Origin of the sequence: Paenibacillus peoriae (assembly GCF_022531965.1) — a bacterium.
GTDB lineage: Bacteria > Bacillota > Bacilli > Paenibacillales > Paenibacillaceae > Paenibacillus > Paenibacillus polymyxa_D.
Map to the genome: position 1 here is coordinate 3,385,569 of NZ_CP092831.1, position 18,700 is coordinate 3,404,268.

The 18,700-nt window shown below is 46.7% G+C and carries 19 protein-coding genes and 1 riboswitch; of the genes, 1 reads left to right on the forward strand and 18 read right to left on the reverse strand.

Annotation, left to right across the window (positions count from 1 at the left end; all coding sequences use genetic code 11):
• Positions 1–135: 135 nt before the first annotated feature.
• The 6 genes from MLD56_RS14805 to MLD56_RS14830 form a co-directional block, all read right to left on the reverse strand.
• Entirely contained in the window at positions 136–1,578 is a 1,443-nt protein-coding gene (locus tag MLD56_RS14805) for an ATP-binding protein (RefSeq protein WP_029517312.1), read from the reverse strand.
• Between the two features lies 1 nt (position 1,579).
• Complete coding sequence (locus tag MLD56_RS14810; RefSeq protein ID WP_029517311.1) at positions 1,580–2,296, reverse strand: response regulator transcription factor; 717 nt, start codon at positions 2,294–2,296, stop codon at positions 1,580–1,582.
• A gap of 109 nt (positions 2,297–2,405) precedes the next feature.
• Positions 2,406–3,164, reverse strand: coding sequence for a pseudouridine synthase (locus MLD56_RS14815; protein WP_023989197.1), 759 nt, complete (start codon positions 3,162–3,164; stop codon positions 2,406–2,408).
• 78 nt (positions 3,165–3,242) lie between these two features.
• A complete protein-coding gene (locus MLD56_RS14820) occupies positions 3,243–3,773 on the reverse strand; it encodes a spore maturation protein (protein ID WP_013310760.1) in 531 nt (176 codons plus the stop codon).
• A gap of 7 nt (positions 3,774–3,780) precedes the next feature.
• Positions 3,781–4,524 carry a nucleoside recognition domain-containing protein gene (locus MLD56_RS14825; RefSeq protein ID WP_029517310.1) on the reverse strand — a complete coding sequence of 248 codons (744 nt, stop codon included), beginning with the start codon at positions 4,522–4,524 and terminating at the stop codon, positions 3,781–3,783.
• A gap of 57 nt (positions 4,525–4,581) precedes the next feature.
• Positions 4,582–5,844 (reverse strand): D-alanyl-D-alanine carboxypeptidase family protein, encoded by a 1,263-nt coding sequence (locus tag MLD56_RS14830; RefSeq protein ID WP_029517309.1) that lies wholly within the window; start codon positions 5,842–5,844, stop codon positions 4,582–4,584.
• A 209-nt stretch (positions 5,845–6,053) separates the two neighbouring features.
• On the opposite strand from MLD56_RS14830, the gene MLD56_RS14835 reads away from it, so the two are divergent.
• The gene (locus MLD56_RS14835; protein WP_029517308.1) at positions 6,054–6,776 is read left to right on the forward strand and encodes a hypothetical protein; all 723 of its coding nucleotides are present in this window, start codon (positions 6,054–6,056) and stop codon (positions 6,774–6,776) included.
• Between the two features lie 91 nt (positions 6,777–6,867).
• On the opposite strand, the gene ytfJ is transcribed toward MLD56_RS14835, so the two are convergent.
• From ytfJ to lysA, 12 genes are all read right to left on the reverse strand, one after another.
• Entirely contained in the window at positions 6,868–7,359 is a 492-nt protein-coding gene (gene ytfJ / locus MLD56_RS14840; RefSeq protein WP_029517307.1) for a GerW family sporulation protein, read from the reverse strand.
• A 129-nt stretch (positions 7,360–7,488) separates the two neighbouring features.
• Positions 7,489–8,205, reverse strand: a complete 717-nt coding sequence (locus MLD56_RS14845; RefSeq protein WP_029517306.1) for a DUF2953 domain-containing protein — start codon at positions 8,203–8,205, stop codon at positions 7,489–7,491.
• A 168-nt stretch (positions 8,206–8,373) separates the two neighbouring features.
• A complete protein-coding gene (gene scpB / locus MLD56_RS14850; protein WP_029517305.1) occupies positions 8,374–8,985 on the reverse strand; it encodes an SMC-Scp complex subunit ScpB in 612 nt (203 codons plus the stop codon).
• A complete protein-coding gene (locus MLD56_RS14855) occupies positions 8,954–9,748 on the reverse strand; it encodes a segregation and condensation protein A (RefSeq protein ID WP_029517304.1) in 795 nt (264 codons plus the stop codon). Before MLD56_RS14855 ends, scpB begins: the two co-directional genes overlap by 32 nt.
• A 174-nt stretch (positions 9,749–9,922) precedes the next feature.
• A complete protein-coding gene (ribH, locus tag MLD56_RS14860) occupies positions 9,923–10,387 on the reverse strand; it encodes a 6,7-dimethyl-8-ribityllumazine synthase (RefSeq protein WP_023989205.1) in 465 nt (154 codons plus the stop codon).
• 29 nt (positions 10,388–10,416) lie between these two features.
• Positions 10,417–11,100: a 3,4-dihydroxy-2-butanone-4-phosphate synthase gene (gene ribB / locus MLD56_RS14865; protein WP_029517303.1), complete on the reverse strand. Its 684-nt coding sequence runs from the start codon at positions 11,098–11,100 to the stop codon at positions 10,417–10,419.
• Between the two features lie 59 nt (positions 11,101–11,159).
• Positions 11,160–11,825 carry a riboflavin synthase gene (gene ribE / locus MLD56_RS14870; RefSeq protein WP_029517302.1) on the reverse strand — a complete coding sequence of 222 codons (666 nt, stop codon included), beginning with the start codon at positions 11,823–11,825 and terminating at the stop codon, positions 11,160–11,162.
• 331 nt (positions 11,826–12,156) lie between these two features.
• Positions 12,157–12,330, reverse strand: a riboswitch (FMN riboswitch).
• Between the two features lie 71 nt (positions 12,331–12,401).
• Positions 12,402–12,866 (reverse strand): IDEAL domain-containing protein, encoded by a 465-nt coding sequence (locus tag MLD56_RS14875; protein WP_029517301.1) that lies wholly within the window; start codon positions 12,864–12,866, stop codon positions 12,402–12,404.
• 219 nt (positions 12,867–13,085) lie between these two features.
• Complete coding sequence (locus MLD56_RS14880) at positions 13,086–15,374, reverse strand: thiamine pyrophosphate-dependent enzyme (protein ID WP_029517300.1); 2,289 nt, start codon at positions 15,372–15,374, stop codon at positions 13,086–13,088.
• Positions 15,374–16,387, reverse strand: coding sequence for a 2-oxoacid:acceptor oxidoreductase family protein (locus MLD56_RS14885; protein WP_029517299.1), 1,014 nt, complete (start codon positions 16,385–16,387; stop codon positions 15,374–15,376). The genes MLD56_RS14880 and MLD56_RS14885 overlap by 1 nt, the downstream gene beginning before the upstream one ends.
• Positions 16,388–16,639: 252 nt before the next feature.
• Positions 16,640–17,074 (reverse strand): peptidylprolyl isomerase, encoded by a 435-nt coding sequence (locus tag MLD56_RS14890; RefSeq protein ID WP_013310775.1) that lies wholly within the window; start codon positions 17,072–17,074, stop codon positions 16,640–16,642.
• Positions 17,075–17,237: 163 nt separating this feature from the next.
• Positions 17,238–18,605, reverse strand: coding sequence for a diaminopimelate decarboxylase (gene lysA / locus MLD56_RS14895; protein WP_029517298.1), 1,368 nt, complete (start codon positions 18,603–18,605; stop codon positions 17,238–17,240).
• Between the last annotated feature and the right edge of the window lie 95 nt (positions 18,606–18,700).

The window sequence follows — 18,700 nt, forward strand, 5'->3', positions numbered from 1 at the left end:
ATCTATCATGTGAGTAATCATTTTGAAACAGGATGTTCCACGTTGAACAAGATAAATGTTGATTTTTCAACAAAAAGCACCCTCTTCCGAGGATGCCTGCAAACTGGGGGATATCAGATTGGGCTTATAAGCCTGTTACAGACCCAGCTTAGTTTTGCTGGAGATGGGCAGCAAAATAGTAAATTCCGTCCCTTCCCCCAATACGCTGGCAGCAGAGACAGAGCCTCCGTGAGCCTCTACAATATTCTTGACAATAGCAAGCCCCAAGCCAGTCCCTTTATCCTCACCACGTACTCTGGCTTTATCTGCCTTGTAAAAGCGGTCGAAAATATAAGGTAGATCCTCGCTGGCAATGCCTACACCTTCATCCTTAATCCGAATACGGATTAACTCATGCCGTTCTCCCAAAATTCGATCCGCCGCAATAGTAACCTTTTTCCCACCGGGTGTGTGTCTAAATGCATTATCCAGCAAATTGGTCAATACCTGTTCCAATCGGTCTTCATCTGCCTCAGGCAGCAGCAAACGTTGGCCATGCTCATGGTAATCGAGTGTCAGTCCCTGTTCCTTTGATCGTACCGTAAATTTACGGTGAACACGCTCGATCAACTCGTTCACATCCACTTCCTGTCGGTGCATGTCTGTATGACCAGCCTCCATTCGGGCCAGATCAAGCAGATCCTTGACTAACCTTCCCATGCGTAATGACTCATCATGGATGACCTGCACCAGTTCATCGGATTCTTCTGGTGAACCCGCCATACCATCCAGCAACGCCTCACTGTAGCCCTGCATCATAGATAAAGGTGTACGAATTTCATGAGATACGTTGGCCACAAAATCGCTCCGCATCTTCTCTAGCTTCACTTCTTCCGTAATATCTCTAAGCACAGCTACTGCACCGCGGATTGCATTATCCGTATACAGAGGCGCCATCTGCACCGACCAGGAGCCCTTCTTGACATGGATATAGTCTCCGACATCCTCTCCCCTGTCCATAACGGTATGGAACAGAGACTGCAAAGGCTCAGGTACAGAAGCTCCAAACTCCTCCAGATCACGTTCCTGCCACTCCAGCTTTTCCCAGATATTCAGCAAACTTTGTGCCGGCGGATTCGTCAAGATGATTTGTCCGCTTCTGTCGAAGGTGATTACTGCATCAGACATGCTTCGCAGTACGCTGGATAAATGGTTTTTCTCCTCATTCAGACTGCGGATCGTTGCTTCCAGTTCCGTAGACATATGATTAAAAGTTTTCGCCAGTTCTCCAATTTCATCACTGGTCACCAGCGAAAGCCGAGTATCATACCTTCCTTCACGAATGGCATTCGCCGCCTGAATCAACAGCTGCATAGGCTGTGTGATTTTAGTAAAAAGAAATAGGGCAAAAAAGGTCGTCAATAAAAATCCGACTATACATGTATAGGTGAACAAATGCTTGATTTCCGTCGATTCATACGCCGCAAAATTTCTGTTGATGTACGGCAATAAAAAAAGCCCTAGAAAAATAAGCACAGAGCCTACAAGGCAAATGATGGTGATCCACAGCTTGCCTACCAGCGATCTCCAGAAGTTCACGTTATTTTGGAACCTCCAGCTTATAACCTACGCCCCACACGGTCGTAATCATAGCGGCTGCCTCTGGCGATACCTTATTCAGCTTTTCACGAAGCCGTTTCACATGCGTATCCACAGTGCGCAGGTCACCAAAAAATTCGTAATTCCAAACGTCTTTCAGCAGTTCTTCGCGTGAGAAGACTTTATCTGGTGACACCGCCAAATAATGCAACAGCTCGTACTCTTTAGGCGTGAGACTGATTTCAATCCCACCCGCAGTTACCCGGTGCGCATCATGCTCAATGATAAGATTCGGAAAAACAATACTATTGCTGGGTACCGCCTCTTTCGTTAAAAAGGCAGTTTCCGACGAACGGCGTAAAATCGCCTTCACCCGGTAAATGACTTCTCGCGGGCTAAAGGGCTTAACCACATAATCATCAGCTCCGACTTCAAAGCCTTGTACACGGTTCACTTCCTCGCCTTTGGCAGTCAGCATAATCACAGGTGTAGCTTTGGTCTGACGCAGCCGTGTACACACCTCAATCCCATCCATCCCTGGAAGCATCACATCGAGCAAAATAATGCTGTAATCGCTTGCAGTCGCTTTTTGGAGGGCAATCTCGCCATCCTCAGCTTCGTCAATTGCATATCCTTCTTTTTCCAGATACATCCGCAGAAGGCGTCGAATGCGTTCTTCATCATCTACAATTAATATGCGGTTGCTTTGTTCTGACATATTCCCAGCCCCTTCGCTAAAAAAAGCATTCTCTCTATTTTACTATTTTCCCGTGCTTGGTCAAACTTTACTCTCATCCAACAGTCTCTTTACACCAAAAAGGCCGGGGTTATGACCCCCGTCCTGTCCGTTTCTTTTTCGTGTTGTCTGATTTGGCAAGTTGAATGAGACGGTTGATTTCGTCCTTGGTTAGGGGTCTGGTCAGACCGCGCTTCAAGTTTTGTAGCAAAAGATCTCCGAAGGCTATCCGCTTGAGTCTGATGACTGGGTGTGAAATGGCCTCAAACATCCGTCTTACTTGGCGATTTCTGCCTTCATAAATGGTAATCTGGATCACAGACTCCTTACCATTCGGATCTACATCTTTATATTCTACCTCGGCTGGTGCAGTAATGCCATCTTCCAGCACGATTCCCTTTTTCAGCTTGTCCAGCTCAGTACCATGTGGAACGCCTTTGACTGTTGCCACATATGTCTTGGGCACATGATGCTTGGGATGGGTCAGCAGATTGGCGAACTCGCCATCATTGGTGAGCAACAGCAGTCCTTCGGTGTCGTAATCGAGACGTCCCACCGGATATACGCGTTCCTTAACGCCTTTCAGATAGTCTGACACGATTTTACGGCCTTCCGGATCGGAAGCGCTCGTAATGACCCCTTTAGGTTTGTTCATCATCAAATAGATTTTTTTCTCGGTTTTGATCGGGCGTCCCTTTACCGTAATCATATCTTGATCAGGGTCTGCCTTCGTTCCCAGTTCAGTTACGACAACCCCGTTCACTTCCACGCTACCCGCCTGAATAAGCTCCTCACATTTACGTCTGGAAGCTACACCCGCTTGGGCCAATATTTTCTGCAATCTTTCCATGTTCGCTAATTCACCTCATGCTAATGATACCCATCCATGAGCAAAATCACAACCCCCGTTCAAAAAACGATGCAGAAATTAAAATACAAGCAGGCAAATCGCAATGGCTGCCACAAAACCAACCACATCTGAAAATAGTCCTACCTTCAAAGCATACCGTCCATTGCGGATACCTACCGCACCAAAATATACAGTTAGCACATATAGCGTCGTGTCTGTGCTGCCCTGAATCGTTGAAGCGATCCGACCGATCATGGAATCCGGGCCATAGGTGCGAATTAGATCCGTCGTAAACGCAAGTGAACCAGTGCCCGTCAATGGACGAAGCAAGCCTAAAGGCAATACCTCGCCCGGTACACCCCAGTGTTTAATCCAAGGGGTAACCCAAGAGATCAAATAGTCCAAGGCGCCGGATGCTCGAAAAATGCTAATCGCCACCATCATGCCTACGAGATGAGGAATAATGCTGATGGCGGTAGAAAATCCGTCTTTGGCTCCATCCACAAAAGAATCGTAGACAGGGACCTTTTTAGCATATGCATATAAAGGAATAAAAGCGAGAATAACCGGAATGGCCCAAGTCGATACGAGGTTTATAAAATTAAGCATGCCTCCCTCATCCTTTCCAAGTGGTGTCCCTGCCCTTGGCAGCCGTGATTCCCGTTCGCGGAACGGCAGGTAAAGATGCGGGCAACGTCGTTGAAGAGGCAGCAGATGTTGGTGCTGGTGGGGCGAGTGGCGCCAAGGATGACTGGGACGGCGGAATCGCCGGAGGACGGCGGCGCAATTCTCGACTACGGTACCAACGATCCGCCGCAATTGCAGCAAAGGTGGCTATTGCGGTCGCTACCAGTGTCGTACCGACGATTTCTGCCGGATGTGCGGAATGAAAATTTAGCCGTATCGCGATCAACGTCGTAGGAATAAGCGTAATACTGGCTGTATTCAGGGCGAGAAGCGTACACATGGCTGGTGTGGCGGTTTGCTTATCTGGATTGAGCGTCTGCAGCTCTTGCATCGCCTTGATTCCCATCGGTGTGGCTGCATTCCCCAGGCCCAGCAGATTGGCGCTCATATTGGACAGAATGTAACCCATAGCGGGATGATTACGCGGAACATCAGGGAAGAGAAAGGCAACTAAAGGAGAAAGAAGCTTGGATATTTTCTGTAAGAGCCCGCCATCTTCAGCCAGCCGCATCATGCCCATCCAGAACACCAGCACACTTATCAGTCCAAAGCACACTGTAACCCCCGTAGTTGCCCCGTCAAAAGCCGCTTTCGTCACCACCTCAATATTTCCCTGCGCGGCAGCAAATACAAATCCAATACAAATCAAAGCCACCCATATGAGATGAATCATGGCTGATTCCTCCTTTTCCCAATGATGTGACACGTACAGCTCTATTTCCTGGTTGCCCTATGCTCCAAACAAATTTTTAAGGATTTCGTTCCATCTGCTCGTCCAACCTCGTTGCTGAGTATTGTTCGCAGGTTCCTGTGCAGTTGGAGTCTCCTTCTGTGGCTGTACGGTTTTTTGAGCAGGCAGCTTACTACCTTTTGCATACACAGGAACAGAACCGATAAGTTTACCTTCCAAAAGGAATTCAACCCGTCCTCGTAAGCCAAAAGATACGTCCGCTCTATCGGCAGAAGCGGAATTTTTATACAACACCAGTCTTTTGTGCAACTGGGTTTTCTCGCCATCATGTAAAGGATAGGCAAAGCTTGTACCTGTTAATAGTGGGTAACCATCGATAGGTTGCTGCTTGTCCGTAATCGGAATGAGCGGATAATATCGGAATCCGTAATCAAGCATACGGGCATGATCGTTCCAATCGTCCCCGTCATTCAAGGTAACAGCAGCGAGCTGACGACCGTCCCGTGTAGCCGAACTGACCAGACAGCGAAACGCTTTTTTGGTAAAGCCTGTTTTCACCCCATCAGCTCCGTCATACAGCCGCAGCATTTTGTTTTTATTGTGCCATGAGTAATCCCAAGAATCGTTGGGATTCGGTGCTTTTTTCAATTCTGTTTTTACGATACGGGCAAAAGTTGGATTATGCAGCGCATAAGCAGTAAGCCGGGCCATATCATTGGCTGAGGAATAATGTCCCTCGGCATCCAGCCCGTGCGGATTAGCAAAATGTGTATGGCTTAGCCCAAGCTGAACCGCCTTGTCGTTCATCAAATGAACAAATCCCTCTTCTGTCCCCCCCACATGCTCAGCAATGGCAGAAGCGGCATCATTACCAGAACGGAGCATTAAGCCGTACAGCATATTTTCCAATGACATTTGTTCACCCATTTGCAGAAAAAGCGAGGACCCTTCTTTGGCATACGCGGTTGGGCTCACCTTTACCCGGTCCTGCAAGCGTCCATGTTCAATAGCCACGATCGCTGTCATAATTTTGGTCAGGCTGGCAATACGTAGCTCCCGGTCACCTTCGGTAGAATAAATGATTCTTCCTGATGTGACATCAATTAAAGAAGCAGCCTGTGCATGGGTTCCTAATGCGGGCGGCGCTACTTCTGTTTTTATCGCTCCCCGAACGGACTGCGGACTTAGCAACGTAAGCGGCAATGACAAAATAAGCAGTAGTACCAGCGGCAAAACAAATGCGCGTGCCTTATTCAAGAAATGGCTGTGGTCCGCGTGAATGTGTTGCTTTTTTTTAAACATTTGGATTCCTCCGGTTTTGAGCAAGTCTTGTACCATTCTATGTCCAAGCTGTTCAAAGTATGTCCACCTTTATAACAGAAAATTCCTTTACAGGACTAGCCATTAGCTGCTCCTTTTTCGCTTTCTTTCTACACAAACCAAGCAACATGCCCTCCTGAGCACATATATATTAGTTACTAAACGTTAAATATGGATCGAGGGGTTATAACATGCAGCGACTACAGTTTGAAATGATTTTAAGATCGCGGATTGTAGAGTCCGCAGAAGCATTGCATCGAAGCGGTGTATCCTTTGCCACTTTTGCTACCGCACGTTGCAACCCGCAATTTTGGAATTTAACGGAAAAAGGTGGCTTTCAGATCAAAGCAGGTGTCACACCAGCCCAAGGCATCAGAGATATCTTTTTAAACGGTCATCAATACGCTTTTGAATGTGCAACAGCTATGGTTATTGTGCTGTACAATGGAGTGCTGGATTCCATTCTGGAAAGTGAGTTTAATCGGATTTTTGCAGATATGCTGCTGTATGACTGGCACTATGACAGCGACCTCAGGCTCATACAGCAGGAAGGAAGTCATAAAGCGGCTCCTGGCGATATTCTGTATTTCAACAATCCGGATGTGTCGTCTGAAACATTAGAATGGAAAGGAGAAAATGTCGTTAAGCTGAAGGAAGACTTGTTTTATGGACATGGGATTGGCATCTTGCCGGCGAAAGGTATTATCGATTCCCTGAATCAACATCGTCGGCCTGATGCCACGGTATCCGCTTATTTGACGAATGAAGTGATCTATCCGGACTTCATCTACCTATCGCAGTTTGCTACCGAAGGAAATCGAAAAAATGAAATCTCGCTGCATACTTTATATCAACAGGAATACAGTCACCATATACATGCTTTCATTGGGGGAAGGCAGTATATTCGGGGATAGGCCCAAGTACAAGCAGAAAAGAAGGTATTCCTTAGCCTATACTCGGCTTTGGGATACCTTCCTGAGAGAATGCTTTTAATTTCAATAACTTTTACAAGTAAGCCGGGCCAGAATTACTGTGATCCGTAGCAACATCTACAGGTACCTGTGGGGGGGGAGTCTGCAAGTCGCCGCCTGAATTCCGGAAGATAGACTGAACCTTATCAATCAGGTATGGCGTGGAGTCAATGAGCTTCTCAATCAGATGCGTTTGATTGTCCAATGGAACGATTTGTGCCCCCTGTTTGCCAACAACCAGAAAAGCAATGGGATGAATAGATACACCACCACCGCTACCGCCTCCAAAAGGATGCCCTTCCTTCCCGCTATGATTACCCGACGCCGAGGAAGTATGAAGTGCCTCTTCGTCTACGTTAAAATCACTTCCCCCGGCAGCGAAACCAAATCCCACCTTACTGATTGGCAAAATAACAGAACCATCGGGTGTTTCCACTGCGTCTCCTACAATCGTATTCACGTCTACCATGGCTTTGATGTTTTCCATTGCGGTTTGCATGAGCCCTTGAATCGGGTGATCTGACATGATTTATTCCTCCTCTGCTTATCTCAAGCGTAGACTGCCTTTTCTTTCGCTATTGTGCGCAGGGGTTCAAGGAAATATGTATGTCATTCGATAGTTCAGAAAGGATTGAGTCTCACCTCTCTCCACTGTTTACCATTCATTGTTAGCTTGATGATCCGCCGCATTTTTTTTGAAAAAAACCCGTTTCCATGCCTCCGGTCCACCCGGAACGCGCCATATGCGGTAAGATAAGATGAGCATGGAGAACATTAAATAGCCGAGCGATACGTTTGCTTCACAGTTCAAAGTGGTGGTAAAACGCAAGCGATCCACCCAATAGGGCACAACATACAGCTTAGGGGTACAATCCATGCGTACAAAGCTTGAAGCATAACCGATCAAGGTTGTTTTTAATCCCCACAAAATACCAGTTGAGGTAGCTGTATATGCCGCGTCAGCAAGACTAATGTTGGTAGACCATTCCATTTTGGACATCGTCACATGTGCCAATGTATGTCGCAACCATTTATTAAAGGATTTCGTTCCCTTGAGCAAAACCCGTATATCATGTATAAATTGCTTGATTTTTACTGTATCAATATTACCGCTATCCACGGAAGCATCCGTTTTATGTATGTTTTTGTTGCGATCTAGCCGATAGAGAAGCCCTTTTTTCAACCCTGTTATGAGAATGGCCGGCACATCGTAATTCATTTTTATCATCCCGTATAGAAATCTGATCTCTAGATGCGCCCGATCATCATTGTCATGTTTGGCAATATTCAGCTTCAAACGAATACGAGAGAGCAGAACTGCCAGTACAAGTAATATAACGACGATGATGGCGATACTGATCCATTTCCACACTGGCGTGTCCTCCCTACCTTTTTGCTATAGAATATCATGGCAAAAATAGTATGACCGTTCGCCGGAAAATCATGCATCTTAAAATACCAACAGCCAGCCCCCAACGATATGAGGACTGGCTGTCTGTTTGAACTTTTACATAAGTGAGCCGCAAGATCCGGAGCAACTTTATTGGGATTCAAGATCTAGATCGTTGGCCGCAGGCTGGCTACTCTCCAGACGCTCGAACAATAATTGAGTCTCTTCCTCTAAATTGTCCGAATTCTCGAACAGCTCCGGTTGCGGTAGATCTGCCAGAGAGCCCAGACCGAAATAATCCAAAAATGATTTCGTCGTTCCGTACAATATCGGCCGTCCGATGGCTTCAGCTCGACCTTTCTCTTCAATGAGCTCCTTGTTGACCAGTGTATGTATGGCCCGCTCGGATTTAACCCCCCGAATCTCTTCGATTTCAACTCTTGTAATGGGCTGGCGGTAGGCCACAATGGCCAGCGTCTCCAAAGCAGCTTGAGACAGTGACGCACGTGCCGGAGAGTATGCGAGCTTTTCAAAGTAAGGTGCATGTTCGGATAAAGTTGCAAGCTGATAATGACCGGCAATACGGACAAGTTGCAGGCCTCTTCCCCCCTGCTCCATGTCCTGCTTCATATCTTCCAGGCACTGTTCAACCAGCTCTTGCTGCTGCTCTACAATGTCGGCGATCTGCTTGGTGGACAACCCTTCCTCTCCTGCTAGAAACAGCAGTCCCTCAATAATTGATTTCAGCTTCAGATAATCCATTAACCCGTAAATCCCCTCTCCACTCCATTACAATATCATCGAAAAGCTTCTCCTGATAACAGAAAATTTGCTTCATTTTCATCAGTTCAAGGATAGCCAAAAAGGTCACAACCACTTCATGCCGATACATATCCTCATGCATCAGCTTGGAGAACAGCAGCCGTCCTCCATTCCCCACCATCTCTAAAGCCCCGATAACTTGCCGGATACGGTCCTTGACTGAAATTTCGTCCCGATGAACACGGGTTACCGTCGTACGTCGTTCTGCTTTGCGCAAAGCACGCTGAAAGGCTGCGACCAAATCGCTTGCATGCAGCCCATGCACCGGATTTACGGGTTCAGTGGGCAGGAATGCACTCAGATCTTCTGGCTCTTTGCCATAAATTAGACTCCGCTCCCACTCACGTTCACTTAGATGGCGAGCAATCCCTTTATATTTACGATACTCCACCAGCTTGCGGACCAGTTCCTCACGTGGATCATAATCCTCTTCCTCATAAAAATCCAAATCGTCATATTCCATCACAGGTGGCTTGGGAAGCAACAATTTACTCTTAATGGATAAGAGCGTCGCCGCCATCACCAGAAACTCGCTCGTAATGTCCAGTTCCAGCTCCTGCATACTGTGCAAAAAAGCCATATACTGATCAGTAATATCGCTAATCGGGATATCCTGAATGTCGATTTCGGCTTTATCAATCAGATGCAACAGTAGATCCAGCGGACCCTCGAATGTTTCCAGCTTGTAGTTTACGACTGTCAATGTGCTTCCCCCTGCCTTACTCCAATCATCATTCAACAATACCTTTCCCTATAGCACTTATGCTCTGCGTTATCAATCCCTCTTTCTGTAGTATATACGTCATCGCCTTGCTTAACAATCCAATCCCTTTTTTCCCCTTGCAGTTTATACCGTTCTATTCAGCTATTCCTATCATTAAAATTGCTTGCCGAGATTGGCCATTTCAATCGCAGCCAGTGCTGAATCCCAACCTTTATTACCAGCCTTCGTACCTGCTCGTTCAATAGCCTGTTCAATGTTTTCTGTAGTCACTACCCCAAAAATAACAGGTACTCCCGTTTTTAGGCTGCTCGCTGCCACACCCTTGGCCACTTCATTGCAGACGATATCATAATGTGAAGTAGAACCACGGATGACCGTACCCAGCGTAATTACGGCATCATATTTGCCGCTTGCAGCCATTTTTTGCGCAATTAGTGAAATTTCAAATGCACCCGGAACCCAGGCTACATCAATTTCATCTTCCTGTGCACCATGTCGTTGAAGTGCGTCAATTGCACCGCTTAACAGCTTGCTCGTAATAAACTCATTAAATCTGCCCACCACAATACCATATTTTAAACCGTTCGATACAAGATTACCTTCTAGAAAACGTGCCATATTAATCAACCTCTCTTAATTTAAATTATTTACAATGACAAACGGCGACGGTAGTCCACCAAATGCTGAATACTGATCAGTTTCAATTGATGTCGCTTGGCGACCACTGCCAGATCAGGCAGGCGGGCCATTGAGCCATCTTCCTTTATAATTTCACAAATGACTCCAGCAGGCTTGAAGCCACTGAGTCGAGCCAGATCAACAGCCGCCTCCGTGTGACCAGCACGCTGCAAGACACCCCCATCGCGAGCAATCAGCGGGAACATGTGACCAGGCTTGCGGAAATCACTTCCTGTGACTGCTTCGTCTGCCAAGGCGCGTACAGTCAAGGAGCGCTCGGCCGCTGAAATCCCCGTTGTTGTCTCCATATGATCTACCGATACCGTAAAGGCAGTACCGTGGAAATCTGTATTTTGCTCTACCATAGGATGCAATTCCAAGGCCTCGGCTCTTTGTCGTGTGATCGGCACACAGACCAACCCGCGACCTTCTGTAATCATGAAATTAATGACCTCAGGCGACGCTTTTTCAGCCAAAGCGATAAAATCGCCTTCATTTTCGCGCTGTTCATCATCCACTACAATAACGACTTTACCGTTTTTCAAGTCCTCCAACGCTTCTTCGATGGAATCCAAACGAATCTCTTCGTCATGTTCCAACTCGCCATGCTCTATGACGTTTGCCATTGCACTTGTTTGGCTACCTCTATCCATAACACTTTCCTCCTCATGTCTTAGCCACGAATGCTCCTGAACAGGCTTACCATTCAATATCAGGCAAAACCGTGTTTCGCCAAATAGTCCAAACTGAGAGGAGCTTCTTCTACTCTCTCCGCCTCCGCTGCACCTCTGTAACTTAAAAGCTGTTCTACATATTTGCCCAAAATATCGCATTCGATATTGACGGTATCCCCCTCACGTTTGCCTTGTAAGGCCGTTTCGGATAAGGTGTGGGGAATAATGGATACGGCAAAGGTCTCTCCCGTACGCTGTGCGACTGTGAGGCTTATACCATCAATTGTGATTGACCCTTTGAGAAGAATATATTTAAATAATGTTTGATTTTTAGGCTCAATTTCGTACACCACTGCATTCTGGTCTGATGTCACCCCGCGAATCGTTCCCGTCCCGTCCACATGTCCTTGCACGATATGTCCTCCGAACCTTCCACTCGCCGCCATCGCTCGCTCCAGATTGACTCGGCTGCCGGATCTCAACTCTTTCAGATTAGTGCTACGAAAGGTTTCCGGCATCACATCAACCTTAAAGTCTTTCGTACCGATCTGTATCGCCGTCAGGCAAACGCCATTCACTGAGACACTGTCTCCTATTTTTAAATCGCCCAACACCACGGAACCCGAAATCCCCAGCACCATCGCTTCACCGCTTTTGGAAATGGTTTGAATACGACCCACTTCCTCGACCAATCCGGTAAACATGCCTTCACTCCTTTCCACTACATCTCAGTTTATCCCTAATTCATCAGCTATAAGCGCAAAAAACCCCCAGTTCGGATTCAATCCGTCATGGGGGTGATGAGAGTCACATTTGTAGTATACAAGCGCAGTTCATATGCATCTTAAGACGACATGAAATCATAGGTTTGCCAATAGAAAGCATGACTGAGGATACAGCCAAATACGCTCAGAACACCCATCAAAAAGAAAGCTTAAGAAAGCTATCGCCCGATGCCATCCTACAACGAAATAAGCCGTACGCACAATTGGGTATGCTAAAAATCGGCACATGTCACGTCATGCACATGCGCTTCGTATCCTTCTCCCATCCAGACTATACTGTCGGTCCCGGATTTGCACCAGGTCCACCTTCTGCTGATCATTCAGCATCCGGGTCACGGACTAAGCCATGCTGTTTCTCACAAAAACGATCCACAAACATGTCATCACCGCCGGTGGGGAATTTCGCCCCGCCCCGAAGGATCTTGCTCTTATTTAATTGAATTAACATTAAACTTGTTACGTATATTAGCACCGACTTCTAAAAAAAGCAAGTTATCAAATAGAAGCTCCTGCTTTGGTTTTGACATATTGGCTGGAGAGTTCTTCAAACCAGGTTTTATCGTTCATATGAAGCGCCAAGTCAATCAGATCGGCCAGTTCCTCGACTCCCAGCTCTGTTGCATGATCAAAGGTAATTACGGCTGAAGCAACCGGTCCTCGCCCTTCCTCAGAACATGCTTCATAATCCAGTCGTACATCAACATGTCCGTCAATAAACTCGCATTTTAGAAAATAAATAATTTCGCACATTAAAATGGGGCGTACTTGTGTTTCTAACACGCAATCCATCACCTTGGCAGAATAATGCTGGTTCGTCAGCGTAAATTTGTGTTCTGTCGCTGCCAGCGAGGTCCGTCCAAAATCATCCGTAAACTTGAGTTCCACTGGCTTGATGTTCATAACCTTAGGGATTTGCTTCTTTATAATTTCGATTATTTCAACTGTATTCAGCTTAATCATTACCTGCACCTCATTGCATCTTAAAATTCAGAAGAAAACTTTTTAACGTGCCTCTTATAGGCCTCCACTCCTATATCGGAAATCATTACCTGTTTTTTTATGCTTCAACCCATAAACGACAAAAAAGATTCTTTGCGCAAAAAGCGCAAAGAATCTTGATCGAGCCACTACAGTAACAGCGGCTAACAATGTTAATCGATGATTATGCAAAAAACAGGATTATAGCTCTGAAATTTCATGTTTCTTTTTCAGGATAGTCCAGCGACGCTCAATCTCCTGTTCAAAGGTCGCCAGCGTAGCCTCCTCCTTAATAAGATGCTTCGTTTTACCCATTAATTTCAGCCATTCAGCAGCTGGAATTCGTTTTCCTTTGTCCTCCGGATTGTACGTAATCGTCGTACTGCCTTGCTCTATTTCGTACAAAGGAAAGAAACAGGACTCGACTGCGGCGCCCACAATGCTGGTACCCAGTCTGTCTTCGGATTTCCAATTCAGCGGACAGGCGCACAGGATTTTACCATAGGCCGTACCCACGTTGTTTGCATACCATTGAGCCTTGGCTGCTTTACGCAGCATATCCTGCGGATGACTTTCAGCAGCGGTAAAAGCATACGGAATGTTACAAGCAGCCATGATTTGCACGGTATCCTTGTGATGCCCTTGCTTTCCTTTTTGCATTTTACCTACACCCGACGTACTGGTCATGTGACCGAGCGGAGTGGAGTAAGATTGCTGTGAACCTGTATTCATGTACCCCTCGTTATCATATTCCAGCATGATTAGCTTATGATTACGCAGAGCCGCACCAATCGCAGAACCCATACCAATATCCATCCCACCGTCACCACTAATCATGATAAAGGTCGGATCGTCCGACATCTCAATTTCATTACGCCGTTTCATTTCCATGTAAGCTTCCAGCGCTCCTGAAAGGGTAGCGGCCCCGTTTTGAAAAAGATTGTGGATCATCGGTTGTTTGTGTGATGTATATGGATACCCTGTCGTCGTCACATATACGCAGCCTGTCTGGAACAGCACGACAATATCCCCTTCAATACCTTTGAAAAACAGTTCCAGCGCAGACAATGCCCCACATCCTGGACAAGCTCCGTGGCCTGGTGAAAGACGCCGTGGTTTGGTTGTCAACGACCGCAAAGGTGGTACCTTGACCTTGAGCTTCCCGGTCTCCTCGTCCGGCGTAACCTGAATCAGACCCGTACGGTAATCATTACCACGTGGCGGCTGCATAACTTGCGGCATCACCTTGTCCGGTGAACCCGAATTAATTCCGTAGTAATCAAAGGGCTTCTCTACTCGTCCGGCCTCTGCCGCCTCGATTGCAAGCTGGAAGAACGCCTCTGCATCTTCTGCATAAAAATCTTTGCCGCCCAAGCCAAAGATACGGCTCAACACGAGTGTCCGATTCAGCGGGTCCTCCTGCAAGGCCGCTTTAATTTCATGCGTTAAATTACCGCCGTCTGCCCCATACGAGTCTGCACGCTCACCTACCAGCAACGCCTTGACATTGCGTAATGCTTCCCGCAGTTGTGCGGCTGGGAACGGTCGGATGATGTTCGGACGTATCACACCAGCTTTAATTCCGCGCGCGCGGAGTTGATCAGCCACATCCTTGGCCGATTCAGCCGCCGAATTCAACAGAAATACCGCAACCTCAGCGTCCTCCATTTGATACAGATCTAAAATCGGGTAATCCCGACCGGATAAAGCGGCATATTCTGCTGCTATCTGCTCATATACTCCTTCTGACAGCTTCAGTGCTTCGGACAGCTGAACATGATTATTCGTCAAGTCATCGCCGTTCATATGCGCGCCCACAGTAACAGGATGATCAAAATCCGTAATATTCGGATAATTTAAGTTCGGGTTAGGACCTACAAAACCACGCACGGTCTCAGCATCGGCAAAATATTGCACTTTACGTTTTTGATGGGACGTATAAAAACCGTCATATGCGACCATTACAGGCAGCCGAACATCGCTGTGCTCTGCAATTTTTAGTGCCATAATGTTCATATCATACACAGCCTGTGGTGTACTTGCCGTCAAAATGACCCAGCCTGTATTCAAACCATAGTACAGATCCGAATGATCTCCGCGAATATCTAGGGGACCACTGACAGCTCGTGTCACCAGATTCATAACCATAGGAAAACGGGTACCTGACTGAACAGGTAACTGCTCCAGCATGTACAGGAAACCTTGCGAACTAGTGGCGTTCACCACCCTCGCTCCCGCTGCGGCAGCTCCATAACAAATCCCTGCCGATCCGTGTTCTCCGTCTGCTGCAACCAGCTTAATATTATGCTGACCTCTCGTTCTCATCTGATCTAGATACTGCGCTACCTCGGTAGATGGAGTAATCGGGAAATATCCCATCATATGATAATTAATCTGCGCAGCCGCCGTTGCTGCCATTTCATTACCGGATTCGAACGTTGTCACTTGCGCGGCGCCTGTCTGTTTGAGTTCTTCCTCCAGTTTTGCCATTACGCACGCCCTCCTTCATATACCGGAAATTGGTGGGCAACTCGATTCTGTTCAGCCCATCCCCATTGCTCGCGACGCGAGCTTAGTGCCCCCGATGGGCAAATATCTACACATTTCAGACATCCTTTGCAATACTGGTAATCAATCCCTTGCAAAAATGGCATCATTCTTCCGCGTTTGTCTGCTTGCTCTTCCCATACAAAACAGTAATCCGGGCAAATCGAATCACACTTGGCACAATGGGTACATTTATCAACTTCATATTCAGGCACATACCCCTGACGTGAACCACTAACATCTCTCGTTATGCTGTTTCCCTGAGTTGCAATAACGCCCCCCAGTAATTGCGTTTCGTATCCCAGCAATGGCTGCGGACGTTCAAAAACCCGATCCTGCGCGTCATCAGTAACCGGATATACGTGCAGTTCCATTTCATCATAACCACGGTTAAACGTACGCAGATTAGGTTCCACTAACAGTGGATTTTTCTTTTCAAAGGTACTGCGTATAACCGATCTCATCGCTTCCGGGTCCAGGAAGTCACAGACACGGAACAAGGCACCGAGCATGGACGTATTTAGTTTGGTTCGCTCTTCCAGTGCGATGCCCATCGCATCCACCACCGCTAATGTTCCGGATACCAGTCCCAAATCAGCCCGTATTTCTTCTGCTGGACGCGTGGAATTAACCACTACAATCCCATCCGCTGGCAGTCCGCTGATTACATTTACCGTTTTGTATAACGTTTCATGGAAAATGCCTACCACATGCGGTTGCTCAATCGGACTGTGATCCCGAATATCGACTTCTGGCTCACAGAAACGGACGAAACTTTTAACCGGAGTTCCCTTTTTTTCCGAACCGTAGGACGAAAAATTTGAAGCATTCAGCCCCAAACCAAGCACCCCGGTTTCGGCCAACATTTTGCCAGCCAGATTAGCGCCGAGTCCACCAATGGATTCCAGCCGGATTTCAAAAAATCCGAGTCGATTTGTGCTCGTTAAAATAGACAATGTGATAAGCCCCCTTCTTTTCCAATCCTTAACGAGTTTGAATACTCATATAAAAAAAATTGGAAATTGCATTCTTATGAAAAGGCTATCACAACACTTACTTTTCGAATGTGATCTTACGCACTGTAATGCCTACGTGATTGCGAAAATCAATAAACCGTCAAACAAAAGACAACAAAAGCCGCCCTGTCCAAAGACAGAACGGCTTAGGTGCAACGCTATTAAAAAAAGATCATGTAATTAACGGTAAAATTACACGTCAAATACTTTAACCTCTTTCATTTTGTCGCCTTGCTTTACAGCATCAATGAATTCCATACCTTTGGTTACTTTACCAAATACAGTATGTACTCCATCTAAATGTGGTTGTGGAGCGTAGCAGATAAAGAATTGGCTGCCACCTGTGTTGCGACCTGCATGAGCCATGGACAGAACGCCTTTGGCATGCTTTGTTGTATTCGTAGCTGTTTCACAGTCAATCGTGTAACCAGGACCGCCTGTACCGTTACCGATCGGACAACCACCTTGAGCAACAAAGCCAGGAATGACACGGTGGAAGCTCAAACCGTTGTAGTAACCGCTGTTTGCCAGCTTTTCAAAGTTAGCAACGGTGTTTGGAGCTTCTTCTGGGAAAAAGTCAATTTCGACGATACCGCCGTTTTCAAGATCTATTCTACCTTTTTTCATTGTTTGTATCTCCTTTTCAACCTGTTTTGAGAACTAAATAACATCAAGTTCCAGTTTACTATGAATTGCCGCGCTTAGCAAAGTCTTGTCCAAAAAAAAAGGGCCATTGACCCCGGTATATGATTACCGACTCAATGGCCTGCTTGATCTTACAATGTTAAAATCAGGACGAAACCGTAATCTTGGCGTTGGGCTGAACCGCCGGACTGGCTTGATCACGAACCAAGCGCTGTGGCACAACATCGTTGCGTACGATATCTTCGTAGGTTTCCCGACGCACCACCAACTCGGCCTCACCGTTGTTGACAAATACAACTGCAGGTCGACGTATTCGGTTATAATTACTCGCCATCGAGTAATTGTAGGCTCCGGTTGAGGCAACAGCGAGCAAGTCGCCGCTATTTATACGAGGCAGCTCTACATCCCAAATCAGCATATCGCCGCTTTCGCAGCATTTGCCCGCAATGGACACCGTCTCTTCGTTCGTATCCTGCGCTCGATTAGCCAGCATCGCTTCATACTTGGCCTGATACAGTGCAGGGCGTGGATTATCTGTCATCCCACCATCTACCGAAACATATTTACGTACTTGCGGAATATCCTTGATGCTTCCTACCGTATATAAGGTCGTGCCTGAATCACCTACAATACTGCGTCCCGGCTCAATCCAAATTTCTGGAAGTTCATCGTAAAGTCCTGAAAAATAAGTTTTCACCGCTTCGCCGATAGCCTGCACATAGGTGGAAACTTTCAGCGGTGTGTCCTCTTCTGTGTAGCGAATGCCAAATCCCCCACCCAGATTAATCACTTTGAAAGAAAACTGAAGCTGTTCCTTAATTTCTCTGGAAAAAGCTGCAACCCGTTCAGCAGCCATTTGGAAGCCATTCACTTCGAATATTTGCGAACCGATATGAGAATGTACCCCCAGCAGGTTAAGATGATCTAGCTTGATAGCCTGTTCCACTGCTTGGCGTGCTGTACCGTTCCCAATGTCAAAGCCAAATTTCGAATCTTCTTGACCTGTGGCCATATATTCATGCGTGTGCGCCTCAACCCCTGGTGTAACCCGCAGTAAGATATTCACCTGCTGTTCCTTCTCAGAGGCAAGGGCCTGCAACAAATGCAACTCCATTTCGCTATCGATGACGAAGCAACCAATTTGCGCACCTAACGCCATTTCAATTTCTTCCGGTGTTTTGTTATTGCCGTGAAAATGGATTCGTTCTGCCGGGAACCCTGCTTGTAGCGCAGTAAATAATTCTCCACTGGAAACAACGTCAAGCGACATCCCTTCTTCAGCAGCTAAAGCGCACATCGCCATAACACAAAACGCTTTGCTTGCATAAGCAACTTGAAACTTCAATCCAGTTTCACGAAAAGCTTCTATGAATTCCCGGCAACGCCGGCGGACTAACTGTTCGTCAACAATATATAGCGGCGTGCCAAAACGCTCTTTCAAAAGCGTTGTATCACAACCGCCGATCTCCAAATGTCCATTGCTGTTAATTTTACTGCTTCCATGCAAATACATGTTCTGGCGCCTCTCTTTCTGGAACAAGCTAGTCATATTCCATCGAATGTTTACACCAGTATAGCAAAAAAAACATCAAGAACAATGGATTTTTA